This is a genomic window from Chryseobacterium sp. DZ-32, from assembly GCF_059587025.1.
On record NZ_JCAIOM010000018.1, the window covers coordinates 1 to 12,964 of the forward strand.

The 12,964-nt window shown below is 35.0% G+C and carries 16 protein-coding genes; 6 read left to right on the forward strand and 10 right to left on the reverse strand.

All coding sequences use genetic code 11. The features are described from left to right. Positions 1 to 155 precede the first annotated feature (155 nt). From AC59HC_RS18070 to AC59HC_RS18110, 9 genes are all read right to left on the reverse strand, one after another. Positions 156 to 602 (reverse strand): KTSC domain-containing protein, encoded by a 447-nt coding sequence (locus AC59HC_RS18070; RefSeq protein ID WP_089692357.1) that lies wholly within the window; start codon positions 600 to 602, stop codon positions 156 to 158. A 252-nt stretch (positions 603 to 854) separates the two neighbouring features. Beyond that, entirely contained in the window at positions 855 to 1,619 is a 765-nt protein-coding gene (locus AC59HC_RS18075) for a hypothetical protein (RefSeq protein ID WP_110010946.1), read from the reverse strand. Between the two features lie 548 nt (positions 1,620 to 2,167). Continuing rightward, positions 2,168 to 2,851 carry a DUF2306 domain-containing protein gene (locus AC59HC_RS18080; protein ID WP_343640562.1) on the reverse strand — a complete coding sequence of 228 codons (684 nt, stop codon included), beginning with the start codon at positions 2,849 to 2,851 and terminating at the stop codon, positions 2,168 to 2,170. A 104-nt stretch (positions 2,852 to 2,955) separates the two neighbouring features. After that, positions 2,956 to 3,537 carry a GDP-mannose pyrophosphatase NudK gene (gene nudK / locus AC59HC_RS18085; protein ID WP_343640560.1) on the reverse strand — a complete coding sequence of 194 codons (582 nt, stop codon included), beginning with the start codon at positions 3,535 to 3,537 and terminating at the stop codon, positions 2,956 to 2,958. Further along, on the reverse strand, positions 3,524 to 3,883 hold the full coding sequence (locus AC59HC_RS18090) for a DUF4406 domain-containing protein (RefSeq protein ID WP_202840771.1): 360 nt from the start codon (positions 3,881 to 3,883) through the stop codon (positions 3,524 to 3,526). Before AC59HC_RS18090 ends, nudK begins: the two co-directional genes overlap by 14 nt. A gap of 51 nt (positions 3,884 to 3,934) precedes the next feature. Then, positions 3,935 to 4,525, reverse strand: coding sequence for a Crp/Fnr family transcriptional regulator (locus tag AC59HC_RS18095; RefSeq protein WP_343640558.1), 591 nt, complete (start codon positions 4,523 to 4,525; stop codon positions 3,935 to 3,937). Positions 4,526 to 4,529: 4 nt separating this feature from the next. Then, positions 4,530 to 5,438 carry a TIGR01777 family oxidoreductase gene (locus AC59HC_RS18100; RefSeq protein WP_496559110.1) on the reverse strand — a complete coding sequence of 303 codons (909 nt, stop codon included), beginning with the start codon at positions 5,436 to 5,438 and terminating at the stop codon, positions 4,530 to 4,532. A gap of 25 nt (positions 5,439 to 5,463) precedes the next feature. Continuing rightward, positions 5,464 to 5,808 carry a hypothetical protein gene (locus AC59HC_RS18105; RefSeq protein ID WP_110010942.1) on the reverse strand — a complete coding sequence of 115 codons (345 nt, stop codon included), beginning with the start codon at positions 5,806 to 5,808 and terminating at the stop codon, positions 5,464 to 5,466. A gap of 5 nt (positions 5,809 to 5,813) precedes the next feature. Further along, positions 5,814 to 6,407: an HPP family protein gene (locus AC59HC_RS18110; protein WP_227943751.1), complete on the reverse strand. Its 594-nt coding sequence runs from the start codon at positions 6,405 to 6,407 to the stop codon at positions 5,814 to 5,816. Positions 6,408 to 6,868: 461 nt separating this feature from the next. Between AC59HC_RS18110 and AC59HC_RS18115 the strand changes: the two genes are divergently transcribed. Beyond that, positions 6,869 to 7,660 carry a phage tail-like protein gene (locus tag AC59HC_RS18115; RefSeq protein ID WP_343640551.1) on the forward strand — a complete coding sequence of 264 codons (792 nt, stop codon included), beginning with the start codon at positions 6,869 to 6,871 and terminating at the stop codon, positions 7,658 to 7,660. Between the two features lie 115 nt (positions 7,661 to 7,775). Then, positions 7,776 to 8,801, forward strand: coding sequence for a methyltransferase (locus AC59HC_RS18120; protein ID WP_202840759.1), 1,026 nt, complete (start codon positions 7,776 to 7,778; stop codon positions 8,799 to 8,801). A gap of 196 nt (positions 8,802 to 8,997) precedes the next feature. Here the strand turns inward: AC59HC_RS18120 and AC59HC_RS18125 are convergent, their stop codons facing one another. Beyond that, complete coding sequence (locus tag AC59HC_RS18125) at positions 8,998 to 9,360, reverse strand: helix-turn-helix domain-containing protein (RefSeq protein WP_496559111.1); 363 nt, start codon at positions 9,358 to 9,360, stop codon at positions 8,998 to 9,000. 348 nt (positions 9,361 to 9,708) lie between these two features. Between AC59HC_RS18125 and AC59HC_RS18130 the strand changes: the two genes are divergently transcribed. From AC59HC_RS18130 to AC59HC_RS18145, 4 genes are all read left to right on the forward strand, one after another. Then, positions 9,709 to 10,041, forward strand: a complete 333-nt coding sequence (locus AC59HC_RS18130; protein ID WP_395973807.1) for a single-stranded DNA-binding protein — start codon at positions 9,709 to 9,711, stop codon at positions 10,039 to 10,041. A gap of 14 nt (positions 10,042 to 10,055) precedes the next feature. After that, on the forward strand, positions 10,056 to 10,511 hold the full coding sequence (locus AC59HC_RS18135) for an HRDC domain-containing protein (RefSeq protein WP_228436683.1): 456 nt from the start codon (positions 10,056 to 10,058) through the stop codon (positions 10,509 to 10,511). A 122-nt stretch (positions 10,512 to 10,633) separates the two neighbouring features. Next, positions 10,634 to 12,004: a histidine--tRNA ligase gene (gene hisS, locus AC59HC_RS18140; RefSeq protein ID WP_496559112.1), complete on the forward strand. Its 1,371-nt coding sequence runs from the start codon at positions 10,634 to 10,636 to the stop codon at positions 12,002 to 12,004. Between the two features lie 103 nt (positions 12,005 to 12,107). Next, on the forward strand, positions 12,108 to 12,956 hold the full coding sequence (locus tag AC59HC_RS18145) for a PH domain-containing protein (protein ID WP_496559113.1): 849 nt from the start codon (positions 12,108 to 12,110) through the stop codon (positions 12,954 to 12,956). The last annotated feature ends 8 nt before the right edge of the window (positions 12,957 to 12,964 follow it).

Genomic DNA, 12,964 nt, shown 5'->3' on the forward strand with positions numbered 1-12,964 from the left:
TGAGTTATTTAGCCAAAACTGTTCTCTCACCCCTTTTGCTTTGTATGTAAATTTATTCTTTTGCAAACATAGGAGCCAAAACATAAAGCCATGTTTTGGCAACAAAAAAAACTCCCAGCAAAACTGGAAGCTTTGTATATTATAATAGGAAAAGATTAATCTGCCATAGCCTCTCCAGACTTTCTGTAAACGAAGTTTCCGTAGATGTGTCTTCTTGCAAAACGGCTTGGTGAATCAGCATTGATCATTTTGATATACGTATTTTTTGGAACGCCCATATATTCATACATATTCCCGTTCAGATGCTGAACCGTTAAAATTGATTTCTCCAAATAAAAATCCTGAATATTGGATTTTGTAATGGTTTCAGTATATTCTTCCTTATATTTTTCCTGCGTTTCCGGATTGATACTTACCAAAAAGTGGTAGGCTTCAATCACAGATTTGCTCTTTTCTTCAGCTTCCTGCTTTCCTGCTTCATCATTAATGAATTTATCAGGATGGGTATCTTTCATCACATTTCTGTAAATCGTCTTTAATTCTTTTAAAGTAACATTTTTATCGACTCCAAGAAGTGTTCTGTGCTCACCAATTTTTTTCATATTTCTAATCCTTATTTTCGGGGTGCAAAATTACGGATTTAAATCTGATAAACCATAACTTATTCATTATTAATTTATTTAGCTGTTTTTAAAGCATTAAATTAGGATGATTAAGTGCTGTAGAATGTATATAGTTAACTTTCACAGCCGATTAAACTCTGATCATAATTTTTATTCAATCTGGGAATACATAAAAAAACAGCACCCAATCTGAGTGCTGCTATATTTAATCTTTCAGGTTTTACATCAATCCTAAGGTTCATCACAAGTTCTTTTCAGCTTGGTGAAAATCTTATCAAAATCCTTGTAAGAACTCTCTTCATTATCACGCTTTTGTCTGAAACTGCTGTTGGCACAGTTATGAAAACCTAAACCAATCATATCGATTAAAGCATAATCTTCTTTTTGAGGATCATTCATTTTGGCCTCAAATCTTGCCATTACACCTTTTGGGTCAGCATTATTTTTGCTTTTAAGTTCAGTATACGCTCGCCATGCGGCAAACATCTTTTCTCTGTCGGGAGAGGAGATGGCGTCAATCTGTTCTCTACAGGTATTGTAATATTTACTGTTTCTCAATGTGGTAGGATCAGAATAGGCAAGGATTTCTTCTTTATTAAGCTGGTATTCATTTTCAAAAGAATCAATTGTTTCTTCCATTAATTTTTTCCATTTCGGAAGATCAATTACTTTAAGGCTGTACAATTCTTTTTTCTTTTCTTCATACTGTTTTTCCAGTTCCTGTAAATACGTTTCTCTGTTTTTACGGATTTCTTCAAGCTGGGCAATTTTAAAAACAGGCTGGGTATCAAATACAACCCCATTGAACTGATACAAAAGTTTATTGACACCGTCTATTTCTTCCTTTTTATATTTAGCCGGGTCAAAATACCCTTTATTGTCACAGTTAAAGGTCTGATAGCTGTAAGGGGTCAGACTGTTTGCTTTTGCAGGAGTTTTTTGCCCCCAAATAGTAATGGATAAGGCCAAAGCAAGCCCGATCATCATTTTTTTCATGTACATAACCTGTTGAAAGAATCCGAATTTTCTGAATTTCAGTGCAAAATTAAAGCTTTAAATTCAAAATATAAAGGATTAAATAGATTTTCTCAATTGATTTTGCAAATTTTATATGGATTTTATACTTGCGTTTTTGTATTTTCAGAATTCAGGTGTTTTAAATTCTGAAAAATAGACGGTTATAAACTGATACAGAGGTGTTTTTGTTAATGATAATTGCTTACTCCAATAAGACTGTAATCCGGTTACGAAAATAAAAAGGATTAGATTTTTCCTACAGATCCGTTTATAATTTTAACCTTGCTGGAATTATGAATTTTGTCTCAAATAAAGTTAGTTGGGATCAGTTCTCCAGTTTGGTTGTTTTTCTAAATTTAAAATAATAGATTTACATCAATTAACACAAAACCATGATCTATTATTTTTTTCTTCTTTTTATTATCGCTGTTTTTGGAGGCATTTCTTACCTCATCATGCGTTTTTTCGGTAAATGGACCAGGCAAAGCAAATATGAACTTATTTTTAACACCTTCATATTTATTGCTTCATTTTTTCTGGTGTCGTTTCTCAGTCTGTATATTTTCTTTTCTACCCTTGATTTCTCCCGTTAACCAAGAGTTTTTTCTAAGAATTAAATAAGCAAGGAAAAGGTTGATAAAAAGGGAAGCCCAGACATTCAGACCATAAAAAAGCCCGTAGTCATGATAAGCTTCGTTATAAAACAGATTTTTAACAATTCTGAAAGTAATCGCTGTAGTGGTGACGGCATAGCTGAAGACCATATACATTCTGTGTCTGTTCACATTTCCTTTTTTGATAGAAAATACGGCAGCAAAAGTGAAATAAGCCCAAAGTACGTCCTGTACCAGAAAACCTGTAATTCCGATAAGCCCTCCATTTGAAAAAAGTCCCAGTACAAAACACGCGGGAACATTGATGATCAGAATATTGTACACATATATTTTTCCGATAAGCTTGTGAAGGTTTCTGTTTTCTGCTAAAAACCAGTTCGAAAACTGTGTCAAGCCAGCGAGCAGACAAAGTGTTATTGAAAAAATATGAATGTAGAAAAAAGTCATCCAGTACGGATTATCAACTACCTGTTGTTTGAAAGCCAGAAATCCGGTGTTTTTATCCAAAGAAGTATATTGGGAAATCACTTTCAGCATCAGGATACTGAAAAGGAGGACTAAAAATAAAGCACTAACTTTAATTATCTGTATTCCCAAAGACTTCATATCATATAAACTACCGGAGTTAATTTATTGCTTTTATTCAAATAGACGTTTTTTTGTATCAATCATCATTAATCAATCATCACTCATATTCTATTTTACAAGATTCCTTTGATCCTCAGATGCTGCAAAAGCATAATGGTTTTTGCATCTTTGATTTCTCCTGTTTCGATCATTTTCAGGCTTTCTTCAAAAGATAATTCAAGAACTTCTATATTTTCACCTTCTTCTTCCAGTCCGCCTCCATCATTGATTTTCATTTCATGAGAATATTCTGCAATGAAGAAATAAATAATCTCCGTCACAGATCCGGGTGACATATAGGCTTCAAAAACCTTTTCAACCCTGGAAATTTTATATCCGGTTTCTTCTTCGGTTTCCCTTTTTATACAGTCTTCAGGATTATCATTATCCAGAAGTCCGGCACAGGCTTCTATGAGCATTCCTGTAGCATTTCCGTTGATATAGGTCGGTAATCTGAATTGTCTTGTGAGAATAACGGTGTTGGAGACTTTATTGTAAAGAAGGATTACGGCTCCGTTTCCGCGGTCATAAGCTTCTCTGCTCTGGGTTTCTGTAGTTCCGTCCTTTTTTAAAACAGAGTAGGTGACTTTGTTTAAAGTATACCAGTTATCTGAAAGGATTTCTGTCTGAAGGATAGTTATATCAGGATTTTGCATAAGGAATATCTTCTAGGTTATAATAAATGGTAAGACCTCTTTCTTTAGCTATTCTTACATCTTCATCAGCTCCCTTTGATGCTCCTTCTATACGCAGCACGGCATCACATTTTTCAAGTAGGGCATGGGCTACTGGATACTGTATTTCCTGCCATGCTTCATCACCTATTTGAGCAGAACCGGCAAGGTTGATCAAGGGTAATGCAACCCATTCTCCGATAATTGGGATATGTCCCTTTCTGAAAATAGGAAGAGCGACAGATTCAAGATTGTGAAGATTCTGCTGAATAAGCAGCGGATCATCATTTGTTCCACTGCGATAAGGGCCTGCAATAAGTATAAACATAATTTTTTGAGTAAAATAACAGAACTTTCAGAATAAAAAAAATAATATAGCTTAAGAGAAACTGTTTTTTTGTTTGGATTTTATAAGGCTTAAAAATTCAGGAGTAATACCTAAATAAGAAGCAATTTGTTTTTGCCTGATCCGTTTTACCGCTTCAGGATATTTCTGTAGAAAATTATAATAGCGTACCTCTGCCGGTAGAGAAAGATTTTCAATCGTTCTGAGCTGTTCTCTGATGTAAGCATTCTGCATCATGATCCGGAAAAAGCGTTCAAATTTTGGGACTTTGTGATAAAGCGCATCCAGATGATCTTTTTGAAGCTGCAAAATACAACTTTCTTCTAATGCTTCAATATTCAGCATGGCGGGTTTCTGATTGATGAAACAATACATATCAGTGATCCACCAGTCGGAAACAGCAAACATGATGGTGGATTCTTTTCCTGTGGTATCCATATGAAAAGCTCTCAAAATTCCTGTCTGAACAAAATTGATCTCTTTACACACTTGTTGCTGCTGTAAAATCAATTCTTTTTTGGCAACCTTTTTTTCTTTTAATAGAGAGATAAAATAAGATTTCTCCTGATTGGTAAGTGAAATATGCCTGGAAATGTTTTTTAGGATTAAAAGTTCTTCCTCCATTCTGTTATTGTTTTTGTAAGAGATTTTCCAAAGCCTTATTCAAGTCCGGAAATTTAAAATGGAAACCTGCATCCTGAAGTTTCTTTGAAGAAGCTCTGGAACCTTCCAGAATAGCATTTGCCAGTTCTCCGAATAGCAGTTTCAGAACAAATCCGGGAATATTGGGCATCAATAAAGGTCTTCCAAGTACTTTGGCAATTTTTTTTGTCAGATCTTTATTGGTGGCATGTTGTGGAGAAACAGCATTATATGCACCATCCATTGTTGGATTTTTTAATGCAAATTCATAAATAGAACAGATATCCTCAATATGAATCCATGGCATATATTGTTGGCCGCTTCCCAGTGGAGAACCGATATAGTACTGAATAGGAGGGGTCATTTTCTTTAAAGCTCCATCTTTTTCAGAAAGAACTACGGCAGTTCTTATTTTGACAACCCTTTCTGCCAGATCCTGTTCCTTGAAATCGTCAGCAGCTCTTTCCCATAAAACTACCACTTCACTTAGAAAATCATTACCCGGAGGATCGTTTTCTGTGTAAATCTTTTCTGAGGTTTTTGTACCGTAAAAATTAATTCCTGAAGCTGAAATAAAAGACTTTAGCTTAATCCTGTTTTTTCTTAAAGTGGTTCGAAGTAATTTTGCGGAATCTACACGGCTGGAAATCAATTCTCTTTTCCTTTCCGGGGTCCACCGCTTTTCTGAAATATTAGCACCTGCCAGGTGAATGATGTGTGAAACATTGTTAAAGGCTGTTTCATCTATACTTCCTTTTTTGATGTCCCATTCATACTCATCATCATGTTTTTTTTTCCGGGTCAGAAATCTGATCTCGTATTCGCTCCCTATTTTTTTTGCCAGTTCTTTAGCGATCATGCCGCTGGCGCCGGTGATCAGGACAACTTCTTTCATAATTCTATATTTGTGGTGGGTGGGTTTATGCCTGATTTTTTACAATCAGTACAAAATCATCTTCCAGAAGTTTATAACCGTAATCATAAATGAACTTGTATTCAGAACCATTTTTATAAACTTTCAGATTGGTAAAATAATCGAAATCAAAACCCAAGCCATCCAGTCTGGATCTGGGGACTTTTGTTTTACCATCGGTATTGATTTCCATCAGAATACGGTAATTTTTACGGAGTTTGTTATTAACATTCCGCATCAGATTGTTAGAATCTTTATTCTGCTTATTATTATAGGCGTTCCGGCAGGCATCGTTGCAGAATTTTTTATCAGACCTTCCGATGATTTTCTCGCCGCATTCCAGACAATTCATAATCTTTATTTTAAGTGATGGTGGTGTCTTTTTTTCAACAGCTTTTTGAACATGCTGTGAGCAGGATAACTTCTGTTGGGTGTAATATTATTAAAAAACAGAGCAACAATCAAAAGAATAATGCATCCGGATAGAACAGGGGAGAGAACATACCAATATCCCAATTCAGGAATTTTTCCTGTAGAACTTACCGCGATCAGCGCTGTAGCGCCACCTGGTGGATGTAATGTTTTCGTATACTGCATCAATACAATGGAAAATGCTACTGCCAAAGGTGCCGAAAGCCAGATGATATCCGGAACAAACTGATATACAGTTACCCCTACCAATGCCGAAAGCACATGTCCGCCTATAAGGTTTCGGGGTTGGGCCAAAGGACTCTGGATAGCACCATAAATAAGGACACTGGATGCTCCAAAAGAACCGATCAGGAATATATTCTCAGTTTCTGCCAGTGAATGGGACTGAATAAATGCAATAATGCCGATTCCAAAAAATGCACCTAAAAATGACCAGAAATGCTCTTTATAATCAACAAGCGTTTCCTTATAGATTACGTACTTTGAAACTCTGAATGTTCTTTTTATGCTCTTCTTCATTTACTCTTCGGTATTTTTTTATCTTCCTTTTAGTATGCCTCAATTGAGAGGAAACTCAAAAATATTGATATTCCTTTTCATAAAAGACTTTTCACAAAGATACAGAAATATCCGTTTGTAAATGGATAACTGTCAGATTGCTAATTATTATAGTGAAATGCACTTCTCTGTAGAACGGAGTGAATTTTAATAACTGAAAAACAATGGTTTATATATGATATGTCATTACGTTTGAGAAAAATCTAAATTTATTTAGACTAATTTTTTTTTGAATATAGACATGTGTTTTGTGTAATTCACTTTATTTTGAAAAATTTAGTATTTATCGATATTTAGAATGGATTTTTAATTAATAAATATTTATTGTTATGTATAACAGTCTAGTTTTCAATAAAAAAAATGAATTTTTATTTCACTGTATTGTGTTTTTTTGTAATTTTAATGCATCAAAAAAACAAACCATGAAAAAATCCAATTTATTACTCAGTATTCTGTGTTCTTCACTTATTTTTGGACAGGTAGGGATTAATACTACATCTCCACAAGGAGTTCTGGATGTTACTTCTGCAAATTCTGCAGTCATACTTTCCAGAAATGCCAATCCTCCGGCCAATGTGACAACACCCACAGCAGGAATGATTATCTACGATACCACCAATAAAACCTTGAGGTATTATAATGGAACCCAGTGGAGTACTGTAATTTCTTCAGTAACATTAACAACAGCCAATGAAGGAGTTGTTAAGTTAAATAGCGGGGCAGGAGTGAAACCTTCATTTGCATTCAGAGCTTCCGGAGGAGTTCCCTTAATGACGTATCAAAACATTGTTTATCAAACTCCTATGAATATTGTGACAGATTTTGCATCATCTCCAACAACCACATGGCCGGAAAATATTATCAACCCGGTACCCGGAGATATATATGATCCGGCAACAGGACGGTTTTTGGAAAATCCTATTGCCGGACAGGTTCATATGTGGAGGGTTATTGTAAGTTATGCCAACAAGAATAATGGTTCTGTAGCCTTCGTGACAGTAAACCTTTCCAATCCTGTTCCGCCTTCAACATTCTCCATAGATCAGACCGCTGTTGCTCCCAATGGGGTAACCTCCGGAGATCTTGTTTTTTACCTGGTGAGTGTTGCCGATCCTTTGTCTATAGGCAGCGGATATCTTATTAAAATAAAATCTGATACCGCATTGGATGCTACTATCAGTAGTGTAACAAGAGTTTCTCAGGCAAAAGATTAATCTCATTATTAAAACTTAATTTCAAATTTGACACATGTCAGACAAGAACAAACTAATCAGTTGGTTCTTGTTTTCAGACTCAATATATAATGATATTAATCAATTAAATAATACTATGGAAAAACAACCCATTAAGCCGGAGTTTACTTTTAAAATGTTCGAAATACTAGGTGGTTTATGGCTAACCGGATGTGTAAAAACAGCTGCTGAGCTCAATATTGCAGATTTACTGACCTCTGGTCCTCAAACTATTTCTTTCCTTGCAGAAGAAACACAATCGCATGAAGCCCAACTGTACCGGGTAATGAGAGCGTTGTGTGGTGCAGGAATCTTTGAAGAATTAGAAAACAAAACGTTTGCTTTGAATGATTTCGGAGCTGCCCTGCAAACCGATGTTCCCGGAACAGCAAAAAATTTTGTTCTGACCATTATGAATGAACATTTCCCGTGCTATGGAGAACTAACATATGCCGTTCAGACAGGAAAAGTTCCTTTTGAACACATTCATGGGAAAGATCTTTGGGGATTTTATAAAGAATTTCCTGAAACAGGTGAAAACTTTGGAAAGGGAATGACGGGAATGTCCGGTATGGAGCTGAAAGGAATTATAGAGAACTATGATTTTAAACCTTATAAAAAAATTGTTGATATAGGAGGAGGCAATGGGGTTATGATCCATACTATTCTGAAAAATGCTCCGCAAAGCTCCGGAATTATCTTTGATGAAGCCAATGTAATTGAAAAAACTATCAAAATGATTCCTGAAAATCTTAGTGAAAGGTGTTCTGTAGCTATAGGAAGCTTTTTTAATGAAGTTCCGCAGGGTGCGGATTTATATACCATGAAATGGATTCTGCATGACTGGAATGATGATAAATGTATACAGATTCTTAAAAACTGCTATGGTGCAATGCCTAAAGGAGCCAAACTGTTGATTATAGACGCAGTTATCCCGGACGATTCTTTAAATAAGCCCCATATCGCCAAACTGCTGGACATTGTTATGCTGGCCTGCCTTACGGGAAAAGAAAGAACTTTAAACGAATTTAAATTGATCATTGAAAAAGCAGGATTACAATTTACTCAGATTATTCACATCGGAACAGATGCAAAAAGCATTATTGAATGTGAAAAAATATAAGTTTCAATTTTATTTTTAGTTGCATGATTAAGTAGGAGGCGCTCAACAATTTTGTTGAGCGCTTTTTTAATTTGTTTACTTGTAAAAAAGAAAAATTAAAAATTTGTGGTTGATATTGTTAAAAAAAACTATCGCTGAAAAAATATAAATTTATTTTTTTAGCGATAGCCCCTATTCGTAATTAATATTTGTATTGTTACTTTTTCAATCTGTTGATTTCTTCTTTCAGCAGACCAATATATTCCTGCATCGTCTTGATGATTTCTATGCTTAATTCATTGCTAATATTTGCTGTAGCATTATTATTACCTACATTGACTCCATTATTATCATTAAAAACAGGATTTTCAATAACAATTTTAGCTTCCTCTTCTTCGTAAATCTCTTCGATAGGAACTTCTAAAAACTGGGCAAGTTTGTTCCACTCTGTCTGTGTTATAGATACAGTACCGTTTTCTTTTCTGCTATAGTTGGAGACGTCGGTAGGGATCACTTCAGCCATTTGCTGTTGAGTGAAACCTTTCATCTTTCTTACTGTACGGAGTTTTTCTTTTTGCATATCAGACATTTTTACAAATTTGCAAAAAAAAATTAAATTAAAAAGAAAAAAAATCCTTGTCATACATCTATTTTTCAATGTTTTTTAAAGAAGAATTTTATTTTAGGATAAGGCTTTCATTGTTTAATTTTTACTTTAAAAGTGAAGATTATTGTTTTTAAGCTTGATAAATATTGTTTTATAAAGAATTCTATTTAGTTTCCTATCCGTTTACAAACGACTACAAACGGATTTAAATAGTTTATAACCGACTGTCTTACCGGAACATCGCAATCTTTGCAACAGAGATTTGAGAAAAACAGTGAACGTCTCTTATCTGAATTTATTAATCTTTAAAATCTAAAAGTTATGTCACTAAGAAACAAAGTAACATTAATTGGTTACACAGGTAAAGAAGTTGAAATGGTAAACTTCGACAATGGAAACGTAAAAGCAAGTGTATCTTTAGCTACCAGCGATCATTACACGAATGCGAAAGGAGAAAAAGTAGAAGAAACACAATGGCACAATCTGATTGCCTTTGGGAAAACAGCAGAAATCTTTGAAAAGTATGTATCGAAAGGAAAAGAAATTGCCATAGAAGGCAAAATCATCTACAGATCCTATGATGATAAAGATGGGGTTAAACGGTATATCACAGAAATTCGGGTAGACGAGATTCTTTTATTAGGAGGTAAATAATTCTAAAAACACAAATGATGAAAGTAAAAGTTTTTAAAATCAGGCTTCCGGAAGAATTTCTCTACAAAGATCAGAAAATGCTGGATGATTTCCTGGACGCCAATGAGATTATGAAAGTAGAAACAGCTTTTGTGAACGAAGAACGTTATTGGTCTGTCATATTGTATTTTGAGGAATTAAAGCCCATAAAAAGTACAGTAAAAGAACCAAAGGCAGTAAAATATTCTGCAGATACTGATCTTTTGAATATCGATGAAGAAAAAATTCTGGATGCTCTGAAATTCTGGAGATCGGAAAAAGCCAGAGAACAGAACCTGCCCACTTACTTCATCGCGAGCAATAAAGAACTGATATCTGTAGCCAAGTATAAGCCTGCTAAGAAAGAAGAATTGCTCGAGATCAAAGGGTTTGGAAAGCATAAGATTGAAAACTATGGTGAAGAGATCCTTGAGATTCTTGAAAGCGTATGATTTTTTTGAATAATTGATGCTGCAATAAGAAAAGCTGAAGAGAGACTTTCTTCAGCTTTTTATACTATGTAAAATTCCTTTCAATTCCTTACTTTTGCATTTATCAAAATGACATACAACAAATGAAGCCAAGTTTAGCAAAAGGGACGAGAGATTTTACGGCACAGGAAGTTTCCAGAAGAAAATATATCATCAATATTTTACAGAATAATTTTGAATTATTCGGGTTTCAGCCTTTGGAAACACCTAGTTTTGAAAATCTTTCTACTTTGACAGGAAAATACGGAGAAGAAGGTGACCGCTTGATTTTTAAAATTTTAAATTCAAGCATCAACGAAGCGAAAGAAGAGAAAAAAACTCAGATGCTTCATGACTTTCAAAAAGCATTGGAAAAACCATTCAGTGCAGAGAGCCTTACAGATAAAGCTCTTCGTTATGACCTTACCGTACCTTTTGCAAGATTCGTAGCGATGAATCATGGTAAACTGACGTTTCCGTTCAAACGTTATCAGATCCAGCCGGTTTGGAGAGCAGACAGACCTCAGAAAGGAAGATTCAGAGAATTTTATCAGTGTGATGCCGATGTGGTAGGAAGCGAAAGTCTGCTGCAGGAAGTGGAGCTGATTCAGTTGTATCTGAAATCTTTTGCCGATCTTAAAGTTCCTGTAACCATTCATATGAACAACAGGAAGATTCTGTCCGGATTGGCAGAATATGCAGGAATTACAGATAAACTGATTGATTTCACTGTTGCTCTTGATAAACTGGATAAAATCGGAAAAGATGGAGTTGTAAAAGAACTGTTGGAAAGAGAAATTTCTCAGGAATCTATTGATAAGCTGGATTTCCTGTTCAGCCAGTCGGATGATGCTCTGGAAAATCTTCTTCAGTTAAAAGAAAAATTTGCAGGGAACGAAATCGGACTAAAAGGGGTAGAAGAGCTGGAATTTGTTCTTACCCAATCTCTGAACCTTGGTGTGGATATTCAAAACCTGGTCTTCAATATTACCTTGGCAAGAGGACTGGATTATTATACGGGTGCTATTTTCGAAGTGAAAGCAGATGAAGTTGCTATGGGATCCATCGGAGGTGGCGGTAGATATGACAATCTTACTGAAGTTTTTGGCGTTAAAAATATTCCCGGAATAGGAATCTCATTCGGATTAGACAGAATTTATCTTGTCATGGAAGAACTCAACCTTTTCCCTGAAGAAGCATCAGCCAAAATAGAATATCTGTTTGCTAATTTTGGAGGTGAAGGCATCACAGAGGCATTAAAGCTGATCATGAAGCTAAGAGCTAAAGGGATTTCTGCAGAACTATACCCTGAAAATGCAAAGATCAACAAGCAGTTTACCTATGCAGAAAAGAAAGGCATAAAGAATCTGGTTTTCCTGGGTGAAGAAGAAATTAAAAATAATACCGTTACTTTTAAAGATCTTGAAGCCGGAGTACAGAAAACGGTTTCTTTAGAAGAGTTTTTAGGAGAATAATTTTTAATTATATATAAAAAAACAGAACAACTGCAAAATTACTTTTGTGGTTGTTTTTTTTGATGGATGTTGAGAAATTTAAATACTTTTGAATAAAAAAGGAATGACTAATAATTGTGCGTTGTGTAATACAGAATTAACATCCATGGATACGCTTCTGGGAGCGAATTCGCTTTTGGATGGTAATGTTTTATGCAATAAATGTTTGAATAAAGTAAGTGATATCAATGAAGAATTGCTTTACAATCTTAATAAATTCAGCATTAAGGATATCAATAAGATGCTGAGTGCAGAAAAAGCTGAAGACGTTCAGACTGTGATGACTACAGCGCAGAATCTTCCTGCAATAGTACTCTATGATTCTCATCAAATCTCAAAAGAGGTTTATAAGCGAAGACATCAGAAAATAAAGAACGAACTGGAAATGCTTCATGCTAATCTGTCCATGTTTACCAAAGGAGAAATCAAAGAGCTTCCTTATCTGATTTCAGAAGATGAGCAAATCACAGCGATTACTGATGCTCAGTTTGTTAATACATTGGATGCCGGAGTATTGGTAGCAACGCCCAAAAGGATGATTTCTGTATCAAAAGGAATGTTTGGTGCCGCAAAGATCAATATTTATCCTAATGAAAACATACAGTCGGTAAGCTTTGTAACCCATCCGAGATCTCCGATTATTAAACTGCATCTGGAAGAAAGAATAGTGGAGTTTGAATGCTATATGGATAAGGAAGATGCAGAGAAGTTCTATGATACAATAAAAACCATTTATAATAATTCTAAGGATCAATCTCCAAAACAAATGGGTACAGCAGGAAAAAGTATTGCAGTCTCATCAGACGAAATTTTGAATCAGCTTGAAAAACTGGGTAGGCTGAGGGAAAACGGAATTTTAACCGATGCCGAATTTGCGGAACAAAAAAAGAAACTGCTGGAGCAATTACCATAAAAATTTTA

Bases quoted from the DNA above. Each gene is read 5' to 3' on its own strand.
- AC59HC_RS18070 (WP_089692357.1), bottom strand. From the start codon at position 602: ATGAAAAAAATTGGTGAGCACAGAACACTTCTTGGAGTCGATAAAAAT.
- AC59HC_RS18075 (WP_110010946.1), bottom strand. From the start codon at position 1,619: ATGAAAAAAATGATGATCGGGCTTGCTTTGGCCTTATCCATTACTATT.
- nudK (WP_343640560.1), bottom strand. From the start codon at position 3,537: ATGCAAAATCCTGATATAACTATCCTTCAGACAGAAATCCTTTCAGAT.
- AC59HC_RS18090 (WP_202840771.1), bottom strand. From the start codon at position 3,883: ATGTTTATACTTATTGCAGGCCCTTATCGCAGTGGAACAAATGATGAT.
- AC59HC_RS18095 (WP_343640558.1), bottom strand. From the start codon at position 4,525: ATGGAGGAAGAACTTTTAATCCTAAAAAACATTTCCAGGCATATTTCA.
- AC59HC_RS18100 (WP_496559110.1), bottom strand. From the start codon at position 5,438: ATGAAAGAAGTTGTCCTGATCACCGGCGCCAGCGGCATGATCGCTAAA.
- AC59HC_RS18105 (WP_110010942.1), bottom strand. From the start codon at position 5,808: ATGAATTGTCTGGAATGCGGCGAGAAAATCATCGGAAGGTCTGATAAA.
- AC59HC_RS18110 (WP_227943751.1), bottom strand. From the start codon at position 6,407: ATGAAGAAGAGCATAAAAAGAACATTCAGAGTTTCAAAGTACGTAATC.
- AC59HC_RS18115 (WP_343640551.1), top strand. From the start codon at position 6,869: ATGAAAAAATCCAATTTATTACTCAGTATTCTGTGTTCTTCACTTATT.
- AC59HC_RS18120 (WP_202840759.1), top strand. From the start codon at position 7,776: ATGGAAAAACAACCCATTAAGCCGGAGTTTACTTTTAAAATGTTCGAA.
- AC59HC_RS18125 (WP_496559111.1), bottom strand. From the start codon at position 9,360: ATGCAAAAAGAAAAACTCCGTACAGTAAGAAAGATGAAAGGTTTCACT.
- AC59HC_RS18130 (WP_395973807.1), top strand. From the start codon at position 9,709: ATGTCACTAAGAAACAAAGTAACATTAATTGGTTACACAGGTAAAGAA.
- AC59HC_RS18135 (WP_228436683.1), top strand. From the start codon at position 10,056: ATGATGAAAGTAAAAGTTTTTAAAATCAGGCTTCCGGAAGAATTTCTC.
- hisS (WP_496559112.1), top strand. From the start codon at position 10,634: ATGAAGCCAAGTTTAGCAAAAGGGACGAGAGATTTTACGGCACAGGAA.
- AC59HC_RS18145 (WP_496559113.1), top strand. From the start codon at position 12,108: ATGACTAATAATTGTGCGTTGTGTAATACAGAATTAACATCCATGGAT.